The sequence below is a fragment of the Edaphobacter sp. 4G125 genome (assembly GCF_014274685.1).
Lineage (GTDB): Bacteria > Acidobacteriota > Terriglobia > Terriglobales > Acidobacteriaceae > Edaphobacter.
The window spans coordinates 3665887-3679865 of the sequence record NZ_CP060393.1; the positions used below are offsets into that span (position 1 = coordinate 3665887).

Consider the following 13979-nt stretch of genomic DNA (forward strand, 5'->3'; position numbering starts at 1 on the left):
AATCAGATATCTCTCGTGGCGTTCTGCACCCCATAACGAGTACTCTGTATCTATGTTTACCGGTCTGATTGAAACCACCGGCGCTGTTCTTTGCGTTACTCCCCATGCTGGAGTGACTCGGATCACCATTGGGGCTCCCCCCGCGCTCGTTCGTCGTCTCTCTACTGGAGATTCGATTGCGGTAAACGGCGTATGTCTCACCGCGCTTGACATCGAACCCAACGCCTTTCCGTCGCGTTTCTCCGCTGATCTTGCTGCCGAGACAATCGCTCGTACCACGCTCTCCCGCCTCAAACCTGATAACGTCGTCAATCTCGAACTGCCCACGCCTGCCGGCTCTCCACTCGGCGGACATGTCGTGCAAGGCCACGTCGACACCACAGGCATCCTTATGTCGCTCGAACCGATTGTCGTCGACACCGAAGCAACGGATTACCGCCTGCAGTTCACAATCCCCGATTCACTCACTCGATATATCGTCGAGAAAGGTTCCATCACAGTCGAAGGCATCTCACTTACCGTGGCTGCCATTCGCGGGAACCAGGTTGAAATTGCGATTATTCCTCATACCTATGCGTCAACAAACCTGCGCACGCTCTCTGCCGGAGACGCTCTCAATATCGAGGTGGATGTTCTCGGCAAGTATGCCGAACGACTGAGCGAAAAGCCTGCTGACTTTGTTGTCACCGAGCAATATCTCATCGCCAACGGCTATTAAGGAATCCCATAACATCCATCGCCAACGCCGCGCTTCCTTTCAAGTCAGGTTATAGATAACCCCATCTGCGGAGATAGAGCGGCTTTATGCCGCTCTTTTCTGCTTCTTTCTGCCGCACCCGCAAAAGACTTTCAAACTCGACTCCGTTGAGCGGACGCCCCAGCAGAAATCCCTGTACTTCGTCGCACCTGAGTTGTCTCAATCTCTCCAGCTGTGTCGAGGTCTCCACGCCTTCGGCGACTACAACCATCTCCAGCGCGTGCGCGAGAGCAATAATGGCGGAGACGATGGCGTACCCTTCTTCTCCATGCAGATCGAGCCCCTCGGTAAAGAAACGATCAATCTTGAGTTGTTTCACCCGGAACTGCTGAAGATAAGCCAGACTGGAGTATCCCGTCCCAAAGTCGTCGATTGCAATATCAAAGCCTGCGCTCTGAAATCTCTCGATCACCTGCGCCGTAAGAGCTGCATCCCTCATCGCTACAGTCTCAGTAATCTCAAACATAATCTGATCCGGCCTGATTCCCGCCGGCTCTGTCATCGCCAGTATCTTCTCGACATACTCAGGCTGCCGCAGTTGCTCACGCGAAAGATTGATGGCGATCTTGATAGGAGGTAGATGACGCTCCTTCCAATGCTGCAAATATCGGCATGTCTCCGCGATAACCCAATTGCCGATTGGAACGATCTGCCCGGTCCGTTCCGCTACGGGAATGAAATCGAGCGGCGAAATCTCTCCCAGCTCTGGATGATGCCAGCGAATCAATGCCTCCGCTCCCACAATTTCGCTTCGCTCGCCGTGGAACTTCGGTTGAAAATGCAGGGAGAGATTCCCTTTTTCGAGCGCCTCCGAAAGTCCACGATGAATCTGAAGCGTTCTGGTCGCAGCTTCACTCATCTCTGGATGAAAGAACCGATAGCAATTGCGACCATTTTGTTTCGCTTCGTACATTGCTGTATCGGCATTCTTCAACAGATCCTCTGCTGTCTCTCCATCTTGCGGAAACGTCGCAATCCCAATGGAAGTACTCATTCGCAGCGGAGTCCCATCGATCACAAAATCCTGCTGCATCCGCTCCAGGACGCCGGTTGCGACAGACATTACTTCCTGCTGCTCTCCCATTTTGTCCAGCAGCACAACAAACTCATCCCCGCTGAGACGAGCCACCATATCCTCTCGTCGGACATATTTGGCCAATTGTCGCGCGAACGCTTTCAGCAACTTGTCACCGGCTGTATGGCCCAAAGAATCATTGACTGTCTTGAATCCATCCAGATCCATAAACATCACAGTGAAGGAGTGTCTTTGTTCTCGCGCCTCCACAATCGTCGCCTCGATTCGATCGGTCAGCGATCCTCGGTTCGGCAGGCCTGTCAATACATCCCGGGTCGCCATCACCATCAATTGTTCATTCGCACTCACGAGGGAAGCCTGAAGCCGCGCCTTCTCTTCCGAAGCTCTCAACCGATACGCCTGCAGGTCATATCGCGCATCCAGCATGGAGTACACCAACGTCAAGGTAAGAACTCCGAGTGTAGACAGCGTTACAGTAATGGCAAGCCATGTAGTGTTGACCCCGCCAGCTGCGATGCAGATGGATCCGCTGCGAAAGATCGCGGCGCTCATCGCCGTATAGTGCATTCCGGCAATCGCCAGTCCCATCACTAGTCCCGCTGCGCATCGTTTCAACAGAACTAATCGTTGCGATCCATCTCGTAACGTAAAAGCAATCCATAGCGCAGCCCACGAAGCTGCAATCGCGATTGCAATCGAGGCCCAGAACAGAGCTGGCCTGTAAGAGATCGCCGGGTGCATCTTCATTGCTGCCATGCCCGTGTAGTGCATGGCAGCAACCCCCAGTCCCATCAGGACGCCGCTGATCGCGAGTCTTCCGTGATTTACAGCATTACCGGTCACAATCAGCAAGGCGAACCCTGAGATCAAAATCGCAATCAATAGCGAGTACACCGTAATCTTCGGATCGTATCCAAGTTCGATGGGCATTCGGAATGCAAGCATTCCAATGAAGTGCATCGACCAGATTCCCAGTCCCATCGAAATCGCCCCACCAATCAGCCATGCCGTTCGCTTCACGGATGCACCATGAATTAAACGGATCCTGCCGGCAAGATCCAGTGCTGTATAGGAAGCAAACATTGCCACCAGCAACGAGAGCAAAACAAGGTAGACGTTATAAGTTCCGTGAATCAACACCGTCCTCCAAGGGAGAGAACAACAAATAAAGTTTTCGCCTTGTTATTACATCGATCTTTGCCGATAAGTCGATACCTCAAAACGGGAAGAATCGCATTTCGCCTAACTTTTCATTACCGCCACTTCCCAAAATGGGAATTTTCTCATCTCGGTTATTGCCTCCGTGAACAAACCGATACCTCCCTCAATGCACGACCGATACGCTTTGTTCACTTTCAGCTAATTGTGTGATCCGCGTCCTGCTTGTCACAAGAATGACCAGCGCAACGATGGGGGTCAAAGATAGTAACGTCACAATGGAGGAAGCCCCGAGCACTCCAATCGCCGTTGCGATTAACGATCCTGCTCCCGCCTGTAAAAATCCAAGCAATGCCGAGGCACTGCCTGCTTCTCGCGAGAAAGGAGCCATTCCAAGAGCAGCCGCGTTGGGATACGTCAATCCAATGGAGAAGAGGAAGAAGAAGAAGAGAACCATCATTCCCGGCAGCCCAAGCAAGTGGGCCCTTGTACCGGTGAATAACACCACTCCCATCAGGACCTGAAACAGCAGAGCGTAAAAGAAAATCTGCTGACTGCTGAATCTGTTCAACAGAAAGACATTCACCTGGTTTCCGCCAATAAAGCCCATAACCAGGACAGCGAACACCAGACCGAACATCTTTGTGCCCAAGTGATACTTTTCCATGAACAAGATCGGCGATCCGGAGACGAAGGCGAACAAGCCGGCGAATGAGAACGCTCCCGCCATCGCGTATGTGTAGAACTGCGGCTGCTTCAGGATCGACCAGAAGACATCAAGAATAGGTCCAGGCTTCAGCGAAACTGAAGAATCGGGCACATGCCCCTCCGGCAGCAATGCAAATATGAGAATCAGCGTAACCAAGGCATAAATTCCAAGAATGGCAAATATCCAACGCCAACCTAAACTGGAAGCCAGCAGACTGCCGATGCTCGAGGCTAGCAGAGGAGAAATGCCGATGATAAGAAACAGAAGCGAAAATATGCGCGCACTCTCTTTCGCATGGAAGAAGTCACGCACCATGGCCAGCGCTGCAACCTGAGCCGCACATCCTCCAATCGCCTGCAGAAATCGCAACACAATCAGAGCCTGGATGTCCTGAGCCAAGGCACATCCGGAAGAAGCCACAATGTAAACGATCAATCCGACATAGAGTGGCCGCTTTCTGCCAAAACGATCGAGCAGCGGTCCATACAAGATCTGTCCGAAGGCAAATCCGATGAAATAACTCGACAACGAAAGTGCAATGACCGAGGTTGTTGTCTTCAGATCGGCCGCGACCTGCGAGAACGCTGGCAGATACATATCGATCGCAAATGGAGTAATTACGCTGAGCAAACCAAGCAAACAAATGATGCGCGAATGCTCACGGTAGGGAGACTTCATATTCTATTTTCCTGAATTCGAGCTGACTATCGGGTCACTCATCCGCTTGTTATAGATAATCTGATTCTTCCACGACAACGTAGGATTCGACTTTCTCTCAATATGACTTGCTTCGATGAATTCTTGATTGTCTGAATCCTTTCTCTGGAGCCTTTCATCTATTAGATGTTTTTATATATATCTAAATGATGCTAGAAGGGAACAGAGATGAGCAAGCTTGCAGGGAAAGTCGCTGTCGTTACGGGAGCCTCAAAAGGAATCGGAGCAGATATCGCAAAAGGGCTTGCCCGCGAAGGTGCCTCCGTCGTCGTCAACTATTCTTCCAGCAAAGAGGGCGCCGATAAAGTTGTCGCCGAAATCACTAAAGCTGGCGGTAAAGCCATCGCTATACAAGGAAACGTAGCGAAAGAGGACGACGTCAATCGTCTCTTTGCCGAAACGAAAGAGGTTTTTGGCAAGCTCGATATTCTTGTCAATAACGCTGGAGTTTATCAGTTTGCACCTATCGAAGAGTTCACCGTAGAGCATTTCAGCTATCACTTCAATACCAATGTGCTCGGACTTCTTCTTGCCACGCGTGAGGCAGTTAAGCTCTTCGGTGACAACGGCGGAAGTATCATCAATGTCGGATCCGCGGCAACTTCGCTTGCCGTTCCGAGTGCCTCGGCCTATACCGCAACCAAAGGTGCCGTCGACTCGATTACCAGTGTGCTCGCCAAGGAGCTTGGCCCTAAAAAGATCCGTGTCAACTCCATCAATCCCGGCATGGTCGAGACCGAAGGAGTCCATACCCTGGGAGTCATCGGAAGCGACTTCCAGAAAGGCTTCGAGGTGCAAACTCCGCTTGGACGCATTGCTCAACCTAACGACATCACGCCAATCGCCGTTTTTCTGGCGTCCTCCGATTCCGGATGGCTCACCGGCGAACATATCCTTGCTTCGGGCGGACTCCGCTAATCTCCTCATTGCTACAAAGGGCGCAGCCATTCAGCTGTGTGCCCCCTATTTCTTCATAAAAGGAAAGTCAGAATGGGCAGACTCACCGGCAAAGTAGCCATCGTCACAGGAGCCTCCAAGGGCATTGGAGCCGATATCGCCCGCGGCCTTGCCGCTGAAGGAGCTTCCGTCGTCGTCAACTTCGCCTCATCACGAGATGGAGCGGACAAGGTAGTCTCCCAGATCGCTGCACAAGGTGGCAGGGCCATCGCCGTCCAGGGAAACGTCGCCAAGGAATCCGATATAAAGCGCCTCTTCGAAGAGACCGCAAAGGCCTTCGGTAAAATCGACGTCCTCATTAACAACGCCGGCGTCTACGAGTTTGCTCCCGTCACCGAGTTCTCCGAGACGCACTTCCATCGCCTCTTCAACACCAATGTCCTCGGTCTCCTGCTTGCCAGCCGGGAAGCTGTACGCTACTTCGGCATCGAAGGCGGAAGCATCATCAACATCGGCTCCAGCGCCACCTCCACCACCCCTCCTACATCGGTCGTCTACACCGCCACTAAAAGCGCGGTCGACTCCATCACCCACGTCCTCTCCAAAGAGCTCGGCCCACGCAACATACGCGTCAATTCGATCAATCCCGGCCTGATCGAAACCGAAGGCACCCATGACATCGGCTTCATCGGCGGCGAATGGCAGAAGAACCGCGAAGCTCAGACACCGCTTGGACGCACCGGACAGCCCGGCGATATTACTCCCATCGCCGTCTTCCTCGCCTCCGAAGACTCCCGATGGCTCACCGGAGAAATTCTCTACGCCTCCGGCGGCCTACGCTGAAATCGCAACAATCTGTTGCTCGCTTCAAAACCAAATACAAAAGGGGCAGTCCACAAGGACTGCCCCTTGTATCACCGGACCAGCACCACCCGGACCCGGTGATCACTACCGAGCTCATTTAGATTGAGCTCATGTTATGCAGGAACTCTTGATTGTTCCTGGTCTTGGCTAACTTGTCGGTAAGCAGTTCCATCGCTTCGACCGGGCTCAATGGATTCAGGACCTTTCTCAGAATCCAGATCCGTTGGAGATCTTCCTTCGGAATCAGCAGCTCTTCTTTACGCGTACCCGAACGCTGAATATCAATCGCAGGGAAGACACGTTTGTCGACAAGCTTGCGATCAAGGATCACTTCAGAGTTGCCCGTGCCCTTGAACTCTTCGAAGATCACTTCGTCCATTCTCGAACCCGTGTCGACCAGAGCCGTAGCAATGATCGTCAGTGAGCCACCTTCTTCGATGTTGCGAGCGGCGCCGAAGAACCGCTTCGGCCGCTGCAGCGCGTTGGAATCCACACCACCTGAGAGCACCTTGCCGCTCGGCGGAACGATCGTGTTGTACGCACGCGCCAGACGTGTGATCGAATCCAGAAGGATCACGACATCGCGCTTGTGCTCGACCAGACGCTTCGCCTTCTCGATCACCATCTCAGCGACCTGTACGTGACGCGCAGCCGGCTCATCGAAGGTCGACGAGATTACTTCACCCTTTACGGAACGCTGCATGTCCGTCACTTCTTCCGGACGCTCGTCGATCAGCAGAACGATCAGCACCACCTCAGGGTGATTTGCCGTAATCGAATTCGCAATCGATTGAAGCAACATCGTCTTACCAGTACGGGGAGGAGCGACGATCAGCCCACGCTGCCCCTTGCCCATCGGAGTCAACAGATCCATCACTCGGCCTGAGATGTTGTCCCGAACCGTCTCCATCTTTAGCCGCTCCTGCGGATAAAGCGGGGTCAGATTGTCAAACAGGATCTTGTTACGCGTCTCCTCAGGAGACTCGAAGTTGATGGCCTCGATCTTTACCAGCGCAAAGTATTTCTCGCCCTCATGCGGAGGCCGTACATTGCCGCTGATCGTATCACCTGTCTTCAGATCAAACTTGCGAATCTGGGAGGGTGAAACGTAGATATCATCTGGACCAGGCAGGTAGTTGTAGTCCGGAGAGCGAAGAAAGCCGTAACCATCCGGAAGAATCTCGAGTACGCCCTCGGCGAAGATGTGGCCTTCTTTTTCACTCTGTGCCTGCAGAATCTTGAAGATCAGGTCCTGCTTGCGGAGCCCGCTGGTGCCCTGGATATCCAGGCCACGCGCCAACTTGCCCAGCTCGGCGATATTGTGTTCTTTCAACTCTGAAATTGTCATTGGTTTACCTTGCGATACTTGGGAGGGGGTATTGGATGCTTCCGGCTGGATCGCCGGAGGGATACTGCGGAATCTTGAGGATCTTGAGAATTAGGAATGGATGGGAGATGCGGAAAGGTTAAGAGTTGAAAAGAATGGCCGGAAGGCCGCGCGCTAGGCCGCGCGGCGCTCCTGCAGGTCTACCTTCTGAACGGGAGCATCGGTGGAATCGCCCATGGGCGCCGAATCCTTGAAACGATCCAGAACTTCGTTCGTCGTGTCCTGCAGGCGGGTGTTCGGCTTGTGCAGCTTACGGGTCGCCTTTGACGCCAGCTGACAAAGTTCGTAACGGTTCTTCACGTGAGTGAGGGCTCCAAAAACTAAATCCGAGCGCATCATCTTCTCCTTTATTTCAAATCCTTGCGGCAAAAAGCGTTTTGCGCTCACTCGGCCGCAACTAAAAAACTTTCTTCGCAGGTCCGTTGCCTTCCGCCTGCTCCTTTTCATTAGACGCCAAGGGCATGAAAAGGGATTCTCTTTCTATCGTAAATCTCACAAATCAAACTCGATCCACCCATAAAACCAGCAGACGAATCGACTCCGCGACGGCAATTCCATGCGGCCGCGATAACACTACCCTGTTTCTCCTGGTATTCGTCAGCGACTCACTGCGCCTGGGCCCGTACAGAAAGAATCAGAGAAAAGATACTCCGGTATACCGACATACCTTTTGTTTCGAGGCTGTTTGCTCTCCTTGACGATTCGCTCCGGAGACAACCTCAACCCTTAGAAAGGTAAATGCTCCCCTGCTTCGGGTCAATACTTTTTTTGGGAGTTGTCTCTTCACAAACCTTCCATTAAACGGAACTATTAGTATTTAGAGAATAGTAATTGATTCAAAATAAAAGAGATATTATCCACGCGCTGACTGTGTGGTCAGATACCAAGCTCTGTTCGGATAGCGTTCGCTATCGTCTCTGCATGGTAGCGCATCATCGGCTCAGACTCGGCCTCGATCATGACACGTGCCAAGGCCTCAGTTCCTGAATAACGGATGACGACTCTCCCGGAATCTGCCAGTTCCTTTTCGGCAGCCGCAATAGCGGCCACAACAGTGGGGATCCTGTCCAGCGGCTTTTTCTCGCGTACTTTGACATTGACGATGACCTGCGGAAAGACCTTGAGGTCGGCAATCAGCTCGGACAGCGATTTGCCAGAGCGGTGCACAATATCGAGAACCAGTAGAGCAGTCAGAAGGCCGTCGCCGGTCGTTGAGCGGCCGGAGAAAATAATATGACCGGATTGCTCACCTCCGAGAACTGCGTTGGTGGAGAGCATCTGTTCGAGAACATACTTGTCCCCGACGGCCGCACGAAGCATCTGGATGCCGCTGCGCTTGAGCGCAGCTTCAAGTCCCATGTTGGACATGGTCGTTGCGACGACAGTGGAGTTGGCCAGCAATCCACGAGCTTGAAGATCGCGGGCAGCGAGCAAGAGGACTGCATCACCGTTAACGACTCTTCCCTGCTCGTCGGCAAAGAGAGCGCGGTCGGCATCGCCGTCAAAGGTAATGCCGAGATCGGCCTTGCGGTGCGCAACCTGAGCAGCCACCATCTCCGGATGCAACGCGCCGCACTGCTCGTTGATATTGCGTCCATCCGGCGAGGCATGGGTAATAAGGACTTCTCCGCCGAGTTGGGCGAAGAGCTCCGGAGCTACGGCGGATGCGGCTCCATTGGCGCAATCGAGTACAACTCGGCGATTCCCAAGAGAGAGGCCAGGAACGGCGGCAAGCAGGAAGCGGATGTAGTCGGCGCGATCAGCCTCGTTGACCGGTGGCACAGGGGCGTTGTTCCCGTTTGTTGGCTTCGACCTCGTCCCAGTCGAAGCCAGGAGTTTGAAGATCTCTTCTTCGATGGCGAGTTCGGTAGAATCAGGCAGCTTGTAACCGTCTGGTCCGAAGACCTTAATACCATTGTCCTGCCAGGGATTGTGAGAGGCAGAGATCACGATCCCGGCAGAGAACCGATGAGTTCTGGTGAGATAGGCAATCGCCGGTGTCGTAATAACGCCAGCGCTTTCGATGGAGGCCCCGCCTGCCACAAGCCCTGTGCTCAATTGAGCAGCAAGTTCAGACCCGGACTCCCGAGTGTCCATCCCGAACAGGACGCGTGGGCTGGCTCCGAGGTGATGCGCCAGCGCAAGTCCGACGGCATGCACAGTAGAAGGGTCAAGAGGATACTGTCCTGCGACGGAGCGGATGCCGTCGGTTCCAAAGAGCTTCTTCATGAGTTGCTATTCTCCGTATTTCCTGTTTCTGTGACCCTGGCAGAAAGAGTTCCGGATCCCAGGCGCGCGCGGATCGTCTGACCCGGAGCGGTTTCGGCCGTTGACCGAAGAAGTGCTCCATTCTCAGCGTAGACGAGCGCGTAGCCACGTGCCAATACGCTGAGTGGAGAAAGTGCCTGTAGACGAAGTTCTTCCGCCTGCAAACGAATGCGGAAACGCGACAGAATATCTGTCATCGCTCTATCCAGACGGTCTTTGGCCCGCTCAACTCTCCGGTGGGAAGTCACAAGATGGTGGGTAATATCCTCGCGACGAAGCCGCTCCTCCAATCCCCGAAGCATTTCGAAACGACTCCGGGTCGAACGCACGATCGCCTGATCGAGGCGCAAGGAAAGCTCGTCGATACGTTGTTCCCGTCGATCAATACTTTCCGCGGCACGACGAAGGACGATGGGAGTAGAGAGACGCGCAAATCGCTGACGCGATTCGAGAAGATGAAGACGGATAGCCCGAGCTGCCCGGTATCCCAATGCCTCAATACGCTCTTCGATACGGTGCTGTGCTGTAGTAATTAGTTCGGCAGCGGCGGAGGGTGTGGGGGCACGAAGGTCTGCCACAAAGTCGGAAATCGTGAAGTCCGTCTCGTGGCCGATCGCAGAGACAACAGGCAGTTTCGACTCGGCAATCATCCTGGCTAGAGCCTCGTCGTTGAAACATGCCAGGTCCTCCATGGAGCCGCCGCCCCGTGCAATCAGGATCAGATCGACAAGCCCGGGATTGCGATTGAACCAGCGAATACCGGCAGCTACAGAAGCCGGGCTGGAGTCTCCCTGCATGATGGCCGGGTAGATCAACAGGTTCAGCCGGGCATGACGGCGACGAATGACGGTGACGATATCTCGGACGACCGCTCCCGTCGGTGAAGTAATGATACCGACGCAACGGGGAAAAGATGGGAGTGACCGTTTGCGCGATGCATTGAAGAGGCCTTCCGCCAGAAGACGGGCCTTGAGCTGTTCAAAGGCGAGCTGGAGAGATCCTGCCCCCTGCGGCTCTAATGTTTCAGCAATAAGCTGTAATTGACCACGCGACTCATAAACCGAGGCTCTTCCCCTCACCAAAACGGCCATGCCATCCGCTGGACGAAAACGAAGGAGTTGAGCCTGGCGCCGGAAGAGCACTACTGGGAGCTGCGCCTCTCCATCCTTCAGCGTGAAGTAAATGTGACCTGAGGGGGCAATGCGGCAATTGGAAATTTCTCCCTCAACCCAAAGATCGCTATAGGCCGTTTCTATCTGTTGACGGATGCTACCGACCAAGGCAGCGACTGTCCAAATACGATGTTTCACGACAGTGTTTGGCGAAAACTTCTTAGGCTCCATCGCCAAAACATCCGTTTCCGGAATAGAGACGATATCGATGGAATCGAATCCCAGGCTCGCCTGAAGGTCCTTCGCTGCCTCCGAAGCCCTTGAAGAACGTCCCTGCCGTCGGCCAGCGCGAAGACTGGCGAGAGTCGGCGTTTTTGGTTCCCGTGCAGACATCAAAGCTGAGTCTAGCAGGCGAAAGCTGAAGGCGTCGGCATGAGAAAACTCATTCTGATACGAGAGCTTTTAGCGACGGAAGGAGTTGAACAACCAGAGCAGGAGAGTCAAAACAACGCTGATCAGGATAGAGCTGGCCAAAGGAAAGGAGACGCTCCAACCCCTGCCTTTCCAGGAGAGGTCACCGGGAAGACGTCCCAGAGGGAGATTCAACCTCGTAAACACAATAAAGATGACTCCCACCAGAATCAGCAAAAGACCGAGGAAAATCAGGGTGCGGCCAAAATCCGACATAGATTCCTCTCAGAATACGGCCTGAAGTAATTTGCAAAAGAATTAGGCCCCTTGCAGCAGGGGCCTAATATCTTCACACTTATCTAGAAAATTACTGAGCTAAAGGCGCCCCTGCTTGCGCTGGATTGAGCTTCTGGGCTGCGATCATACCGGCTGGCCCCTTGGCATCTTTATCCTTCAGCTGGGCATAGATCTTCTTGGCCAATTCGGGTTTGTTCTGCGCCTCATAGAGATCGGCAAGCTGGAGCTGCGCCGTTCCTGCCGGGACGGCAGAACTAGGATGAGCGGTGAGATCGTTATAGACCTCGATTGCCTGAGCATCCCGATGCGTCTGACGGTAAAGCTGCGCCAGGGCCAGTTTTGCAAGCGAAGAAAGATCGCCGTTCCAGCTGCTGGCAACCTGTTTCAAGGTTTCCTCTGCCTGACTGTTCTGCCCTGCCTCGATATAAGTAAGTCCAGCAAAATAACGAGCCATCTTTCCACTGGCGGTCATGCCATAGCTGTCCGCAACCTTGAGAAAGATCTGATTCGCAGCCTTTGCGCGTTCCGCTGCAGATGGAAAGGTCTTGACTCCTGCTGGCACCTGCTGACCGGGAGCGGCAAGGGGAGTCTGGTACGTCTGAATCGCTTCGCCAAAAGCGATATCGGCCTGCTCGCTCCGGTTTTTGAAGATAAAAGCGCCGATCGCAAGAATAACAATCAGTGCGCCAACGATTGAACCGGTAAGAATGAGCGAACGGCGATTCTCAGTGGCCCATTCCAGACCATGCTGGGCGGTGTCGATGAACTGATCGTGTTTAAGGGCTTGGCGAGTTTGTTGATCCACAGGTCCAGGTTTTCCTTTGCTGCTGTAAGGGATAATCGCGGTCCAGGTCTCTTCTTTGACACGCAACAATCAGTGTAGCAGTCGTTTGCAGGTCTCTGCAGGGCTATTTTGCAACCAGGCAGATTCTCTTTGCCAAAAAAACTTTTTAGTGGAAGACTGTCCTTCTTCCACTAAAACTAAATAACATTTCGGTGTGTATCTAAATTGAAAAGGTGACTATCGTACTCTACTGCGGTAGAAGGCGATGGGCCGGTTTGAGAACGGAGTTTCGAGCGGTTAAGCCAGCTATGCCAGTTCATTCTTCAGATCTAAGAGAAGTCATCAACCGACAGATCAACAAGTTAGCTGGACTAAGGTTTCGATGGCTCACCTTTCCCAAAGAGCTGGAAGACCGTTTTGAGGAAGAAACTTCACTTCCTCGATCCAGACGTCTATGGTTCGAAGGGCTGATCGCAATCGCACTATTTGATCTATTCCTGATAGCGGACTACTTCAATTCTCCGGAATACTTCAAAAGAGCCTTTGTCATGCGGCTCCTGATCGTCACGCCAATCTGCCTGCTGGTCAATACCTGCCTGCTGTATCAACCGAATAAGTTTCTTCGCGAATCAAGTATCGCGATTGCAGCCTGCCTTGCAGGACTGATGCAGCTGTACCTTGAGATCAATCGCAGCCAAGCTGCCTCTGCCTTTGTACAAATGACGGTGCTCGCCGTTGTTCTCTTTATCAACATTGTGATGCGGTTGCGATTCCCTTATGCGTTTACTGCATCCGCCGTCATGCTGATTGGGGATGTCATCTTCCTGTGGAACGACAGAATGCTCAGCCAAGCAGACAAGACCTATGGACTGAGCCTTTCCATCTGCGCAGTCATCATTACTTTGATGGCGACTTATAGTTCCTGCCGAGAAGAACGCCTGAATTACTTGCTGCATCTACGTGGAGAAATGCTGGTTATCGATCTGAACCGGCTCAATGCGCAACTACTGCGAAGGTCCGAGAGCGACGCGCTTACCGGCCTGGCCAACCGGCACTCCTTTGATGCCCAGTACGCAGACCTCTGGAAGAAAACTTTGATAGAAGGCACTGCGCTGTCCGTCATTATTGTCGACGTGGACTTTTTCAAACGTCTAAATGACCGTTACGGCCACCTCTATGGTGACGAAGTCCTCAAAAGGATTGGCTCGCTGTTACAACAGGCATTACGCGTCAAGGACGACTTTGCAGCCCGGTTTGGCGGTGAGGAGTTTGTCATTCTGCTTCCGGCCACTCACGAAACCGCGGCGATTCAGGTTGCCGAACGTCTGCGCAAAATGGTTGAACTCGCCGGATTCCCTGCCCTTGATCCATCGCAAGGCCCCTATGACATGAGCATTCGCGCCACAGTAAGTTGTGGCGTCGCAACCGCTTATCCCATCACCGGAGATATTCCGGAGCGACTACTGGAAGCCGCAGACAAGGCGCTCTATCAGGCCAAAGCCGAAGGACGCAACCGAGTCTGCAGCGCTCCGCAGACGACACGATCGAAGATTGTTTAGATCGCACCTGTTATTTGAATCAT

The 13979-nt window shown here is 53.3% G+C and carries 12 protein-coding genes; 4 read left to right on the plus strand and 8 right to left on the minus strand.

What is annotated here, in order from left to right:
* Positions 1-52 precede the first annotated feature (52 nt).
* Positions 53-718 carry a riboflavin synthase gene (locus tag H7846_RS15370; RefSeq protein WP_186693314.1) on the plus strand — a complete coding sequence of 222 codons (666 nt, stop codon included), beginning with the start codon at positions 53-55 and terminating at the stop codon, positions 716-718.
* Between the two features lie 49 nt (positions 719-767).
* Here the strand turns inward: H7846_RS15370 and H7846_RS15375 are convergent, their stop codons facing one another.
* Together H7846_RS15375 and H7846_RS15380 are read right to left on the minus strand one after the other, a co-directional pair.
* The gene (locus tag H7846_RS15375; protein WP_222597519.1) at positions 768-2930 is read right to left on the minus strand and encodes a putative bifunctional diguanylate cyclase/phosphodiesterase; all 2163 of its coding nucleotides are present in this window, start codon (positions 2928-2930) and stop codon (positions 768-770) included.
* A 187-nt stretch (positions 2931-3117) separates the two neighbouring features.
* Positions 3118-4338, minus strand: a complete 1221-nt coding sequence (locus H7846_RS15380; RefSeq protein ID WP_186693316.1) for a multidrug effflux MFS transporter — start codon at positions 4336-4338, stop codon at positions 3118-3120.
* Positions 4339-4545: 207 nt separating this feature from the next.
* Between H7846_RS15380 and H7846_RS15385 the strand changes: the two genes are divergently transcribed.
* Together H7846_RS15385 and H7846_RS15390 are read left to right on the plus strand one after the other, a co-directional pair.
* Positions 4546-5295, plus strand: a complete 750-nt coding sequence (locus H7846_RS15385; protein ID WP_186693318.1) for an SDR family NAD(P)-dependent oxidoreductase — start codon at positions 4546-4548, stop codon at positions 5293-5295.
* 72 nt (positions 5296-5367) lie between these two features.
* Complete coding sequence (locus H7846_RS15390; RefSeq protein ID WP_186693320.1) at positions 5368-6117, plus strand: glucose 1-dehydrogenase; 750 nt, start codon at positions 5368-5370, stop codon at positions 6115-6117.
* Between the two features lie 118 nt (positions 6118-6235).
* On the opposite strand, the gene rho is transcribed toward H7846_RS15390, so the two are convergent.
* The 6 genes from rho to H7846_RS15420 all read right to left on the minus strand — a co-directional run bounded on the left by rho (position 6236) and on the right by H7846_RS15420 (position 12418).
* Positions 6236-7486, minus strand: coding sequence for a transcription termination factor Rho (rho, locus tag H7846_RS15395; protein WP_186693322.1), 1251 nt, complete (start codon positions 7484-7486; stop codon positions 6236-6238).
* A gap of 153 nt (positions 7487-7639) precedes the next feature.
* Positions 7640-7861, minus strand: coding sequence for a DNA-directed RNA polymerase subunit omega (locus H7846_RS15400; RefSeq protein ID WP_186696424.1), 222 nt, complete (start codon positions 7859-7861; stop codon positions 7640-7642).
* A 540-nt stretch (positions 7862-8401) separates the two neighbouring features.
* Positions 8402-9754, minus strand: coding sequence for a phosphoglucosamine mutase (glmM, locus tag H7846_RS15405; RefSeq protein ID WP_186693324.1), 1353 nt, complete (start codon positions 9752-9754; stop codon positions 8402-8404).
* On the minus strand, positions 9751-11298 hold the full coding sequence (xseA, locus tag H7846_RS15410) for an exodeoxyribonuclease VII large subunit (protein ID WP_186693326.1): 1548 nt from the start codon (positions 11296-11298) through the stop codon (positions 9751-9753). Before xseA ends, glmM begins: the two co-directional genes overlap by 4 nt.
* A gap of 69 nt (positions 11299-11367) precedes the next feature.
* Positions 11368-11592 carry a DUF2905 domain-containing protein gene (locus H7846_RS15415; RefSeq protein ID WP_186693328.1) on the minus strand — a complete coding sequence of 75 codons (225 nt, stop codon included), beginning with the start codon at positions 11590-11592 and terminating at the stop codon, positions 11368-11370.
* A 91-nt stretch (positions 11593-11683) separates the two neighbouring features.
* Positions 11684-12418 (minus strand): tetratricopeptide repeat protein, encoded by a 735-nt coding sequence (locus H7846_RS15420; protein WP_186693331.1) that lies wholly within the window; start codon positions 12416-12418, stop codon positions 11684-11686.
* Between the two features lie 527 nt (positions 12419-12945).
* Here H7846_RS15420 and H7846_RS15425 point away from each other — a divergent pair.
* Positions 12946-13956: a GGDEF domain-containing protein gene (locus H7846_RS15425; protein WP_186693333.1), complete on the plus strand. Its 1011-nt coding sequence runs from the start codon at positions 12946-12948 to the stop codon at positions 13954-13956.
* The last annotated feature ends 23 nt before the right edge of the window (positions 13957-13979 follow it).

Excerpts from the sequence above, each read along its gene's own strand:
- H7846_RS15370 (WP_186693314.1), top strand. The coding sequence starts at position 53 with ATGTTTACCGGTCTGATTGAAACCACCGGCGCTGTTCTTTGCGTTACT.
- H7846_RS15380 (WP_186693316.1), bottom strand. The coding sequence starts at position 4,338 with ATGAAGTCTCCCTACCGTGAGCATTCGCGCATCATTTGTTTGCTTGGT.
- H7846_RS15385 (WP_186693318.1), top strand. The coding sequence starts at position 4,546 with ATGAGCAAGCTTGCAGGGAAAGTCGCTGTCGTTACGGGAGCCTCAAAA.
- H7846_RS15390 (WP_186693320.1), top strand. The coding sequence starts at position 5,368 with ATGGGCAGACTCACCGGCAAAGTAGCCATCGTCACAGGAGCCTCCAAG.
- rho (WP_186693322.1), bottom strand. The coding sequence starts at position 7,486 with ATGACAATTTCAGAGTTGAAAGAACACAATATCGCCGAGCTGGGCAAG.
- H7846_RS15400 (WP_186696424.1), bottom strand. The coding sequence starts at position 7,861 with ATGCGCTCGGATTTAGTTTTTGGAGCCCTCACTCACGTGAAGAACCGT.
- glmM (WP_186693324.1), bottom strand. The coding sequence starts at position 9,754 with ATGAAGAAGCTCTTTGGAACCGACGGCATCCGCTCCGTCGCAGGACAG.
- xseA (WP_186693326.1), bottom strand. The coding sequence starts at position 11,298 with ATGTCTGCACGGGAACCAAAAACGCCGACTCTCGCCAGTCTTCGCGCT.
- H7846_RS15415 (WP_186693328.1), bottom strand. The coding sequence starts at position 11,592 with ATGTCGGATTTTGGCCGCACCCTGATTTTCCTCGGTCTTTTGCTGATT.
- H7846_RS15425 (WP_186693333.1), top strand. The coding sequence starts at position 12,946 with ATGCGGCTCCTGATCGTCACGCCAATCTGCCTGCTGGTCAATACCTGC.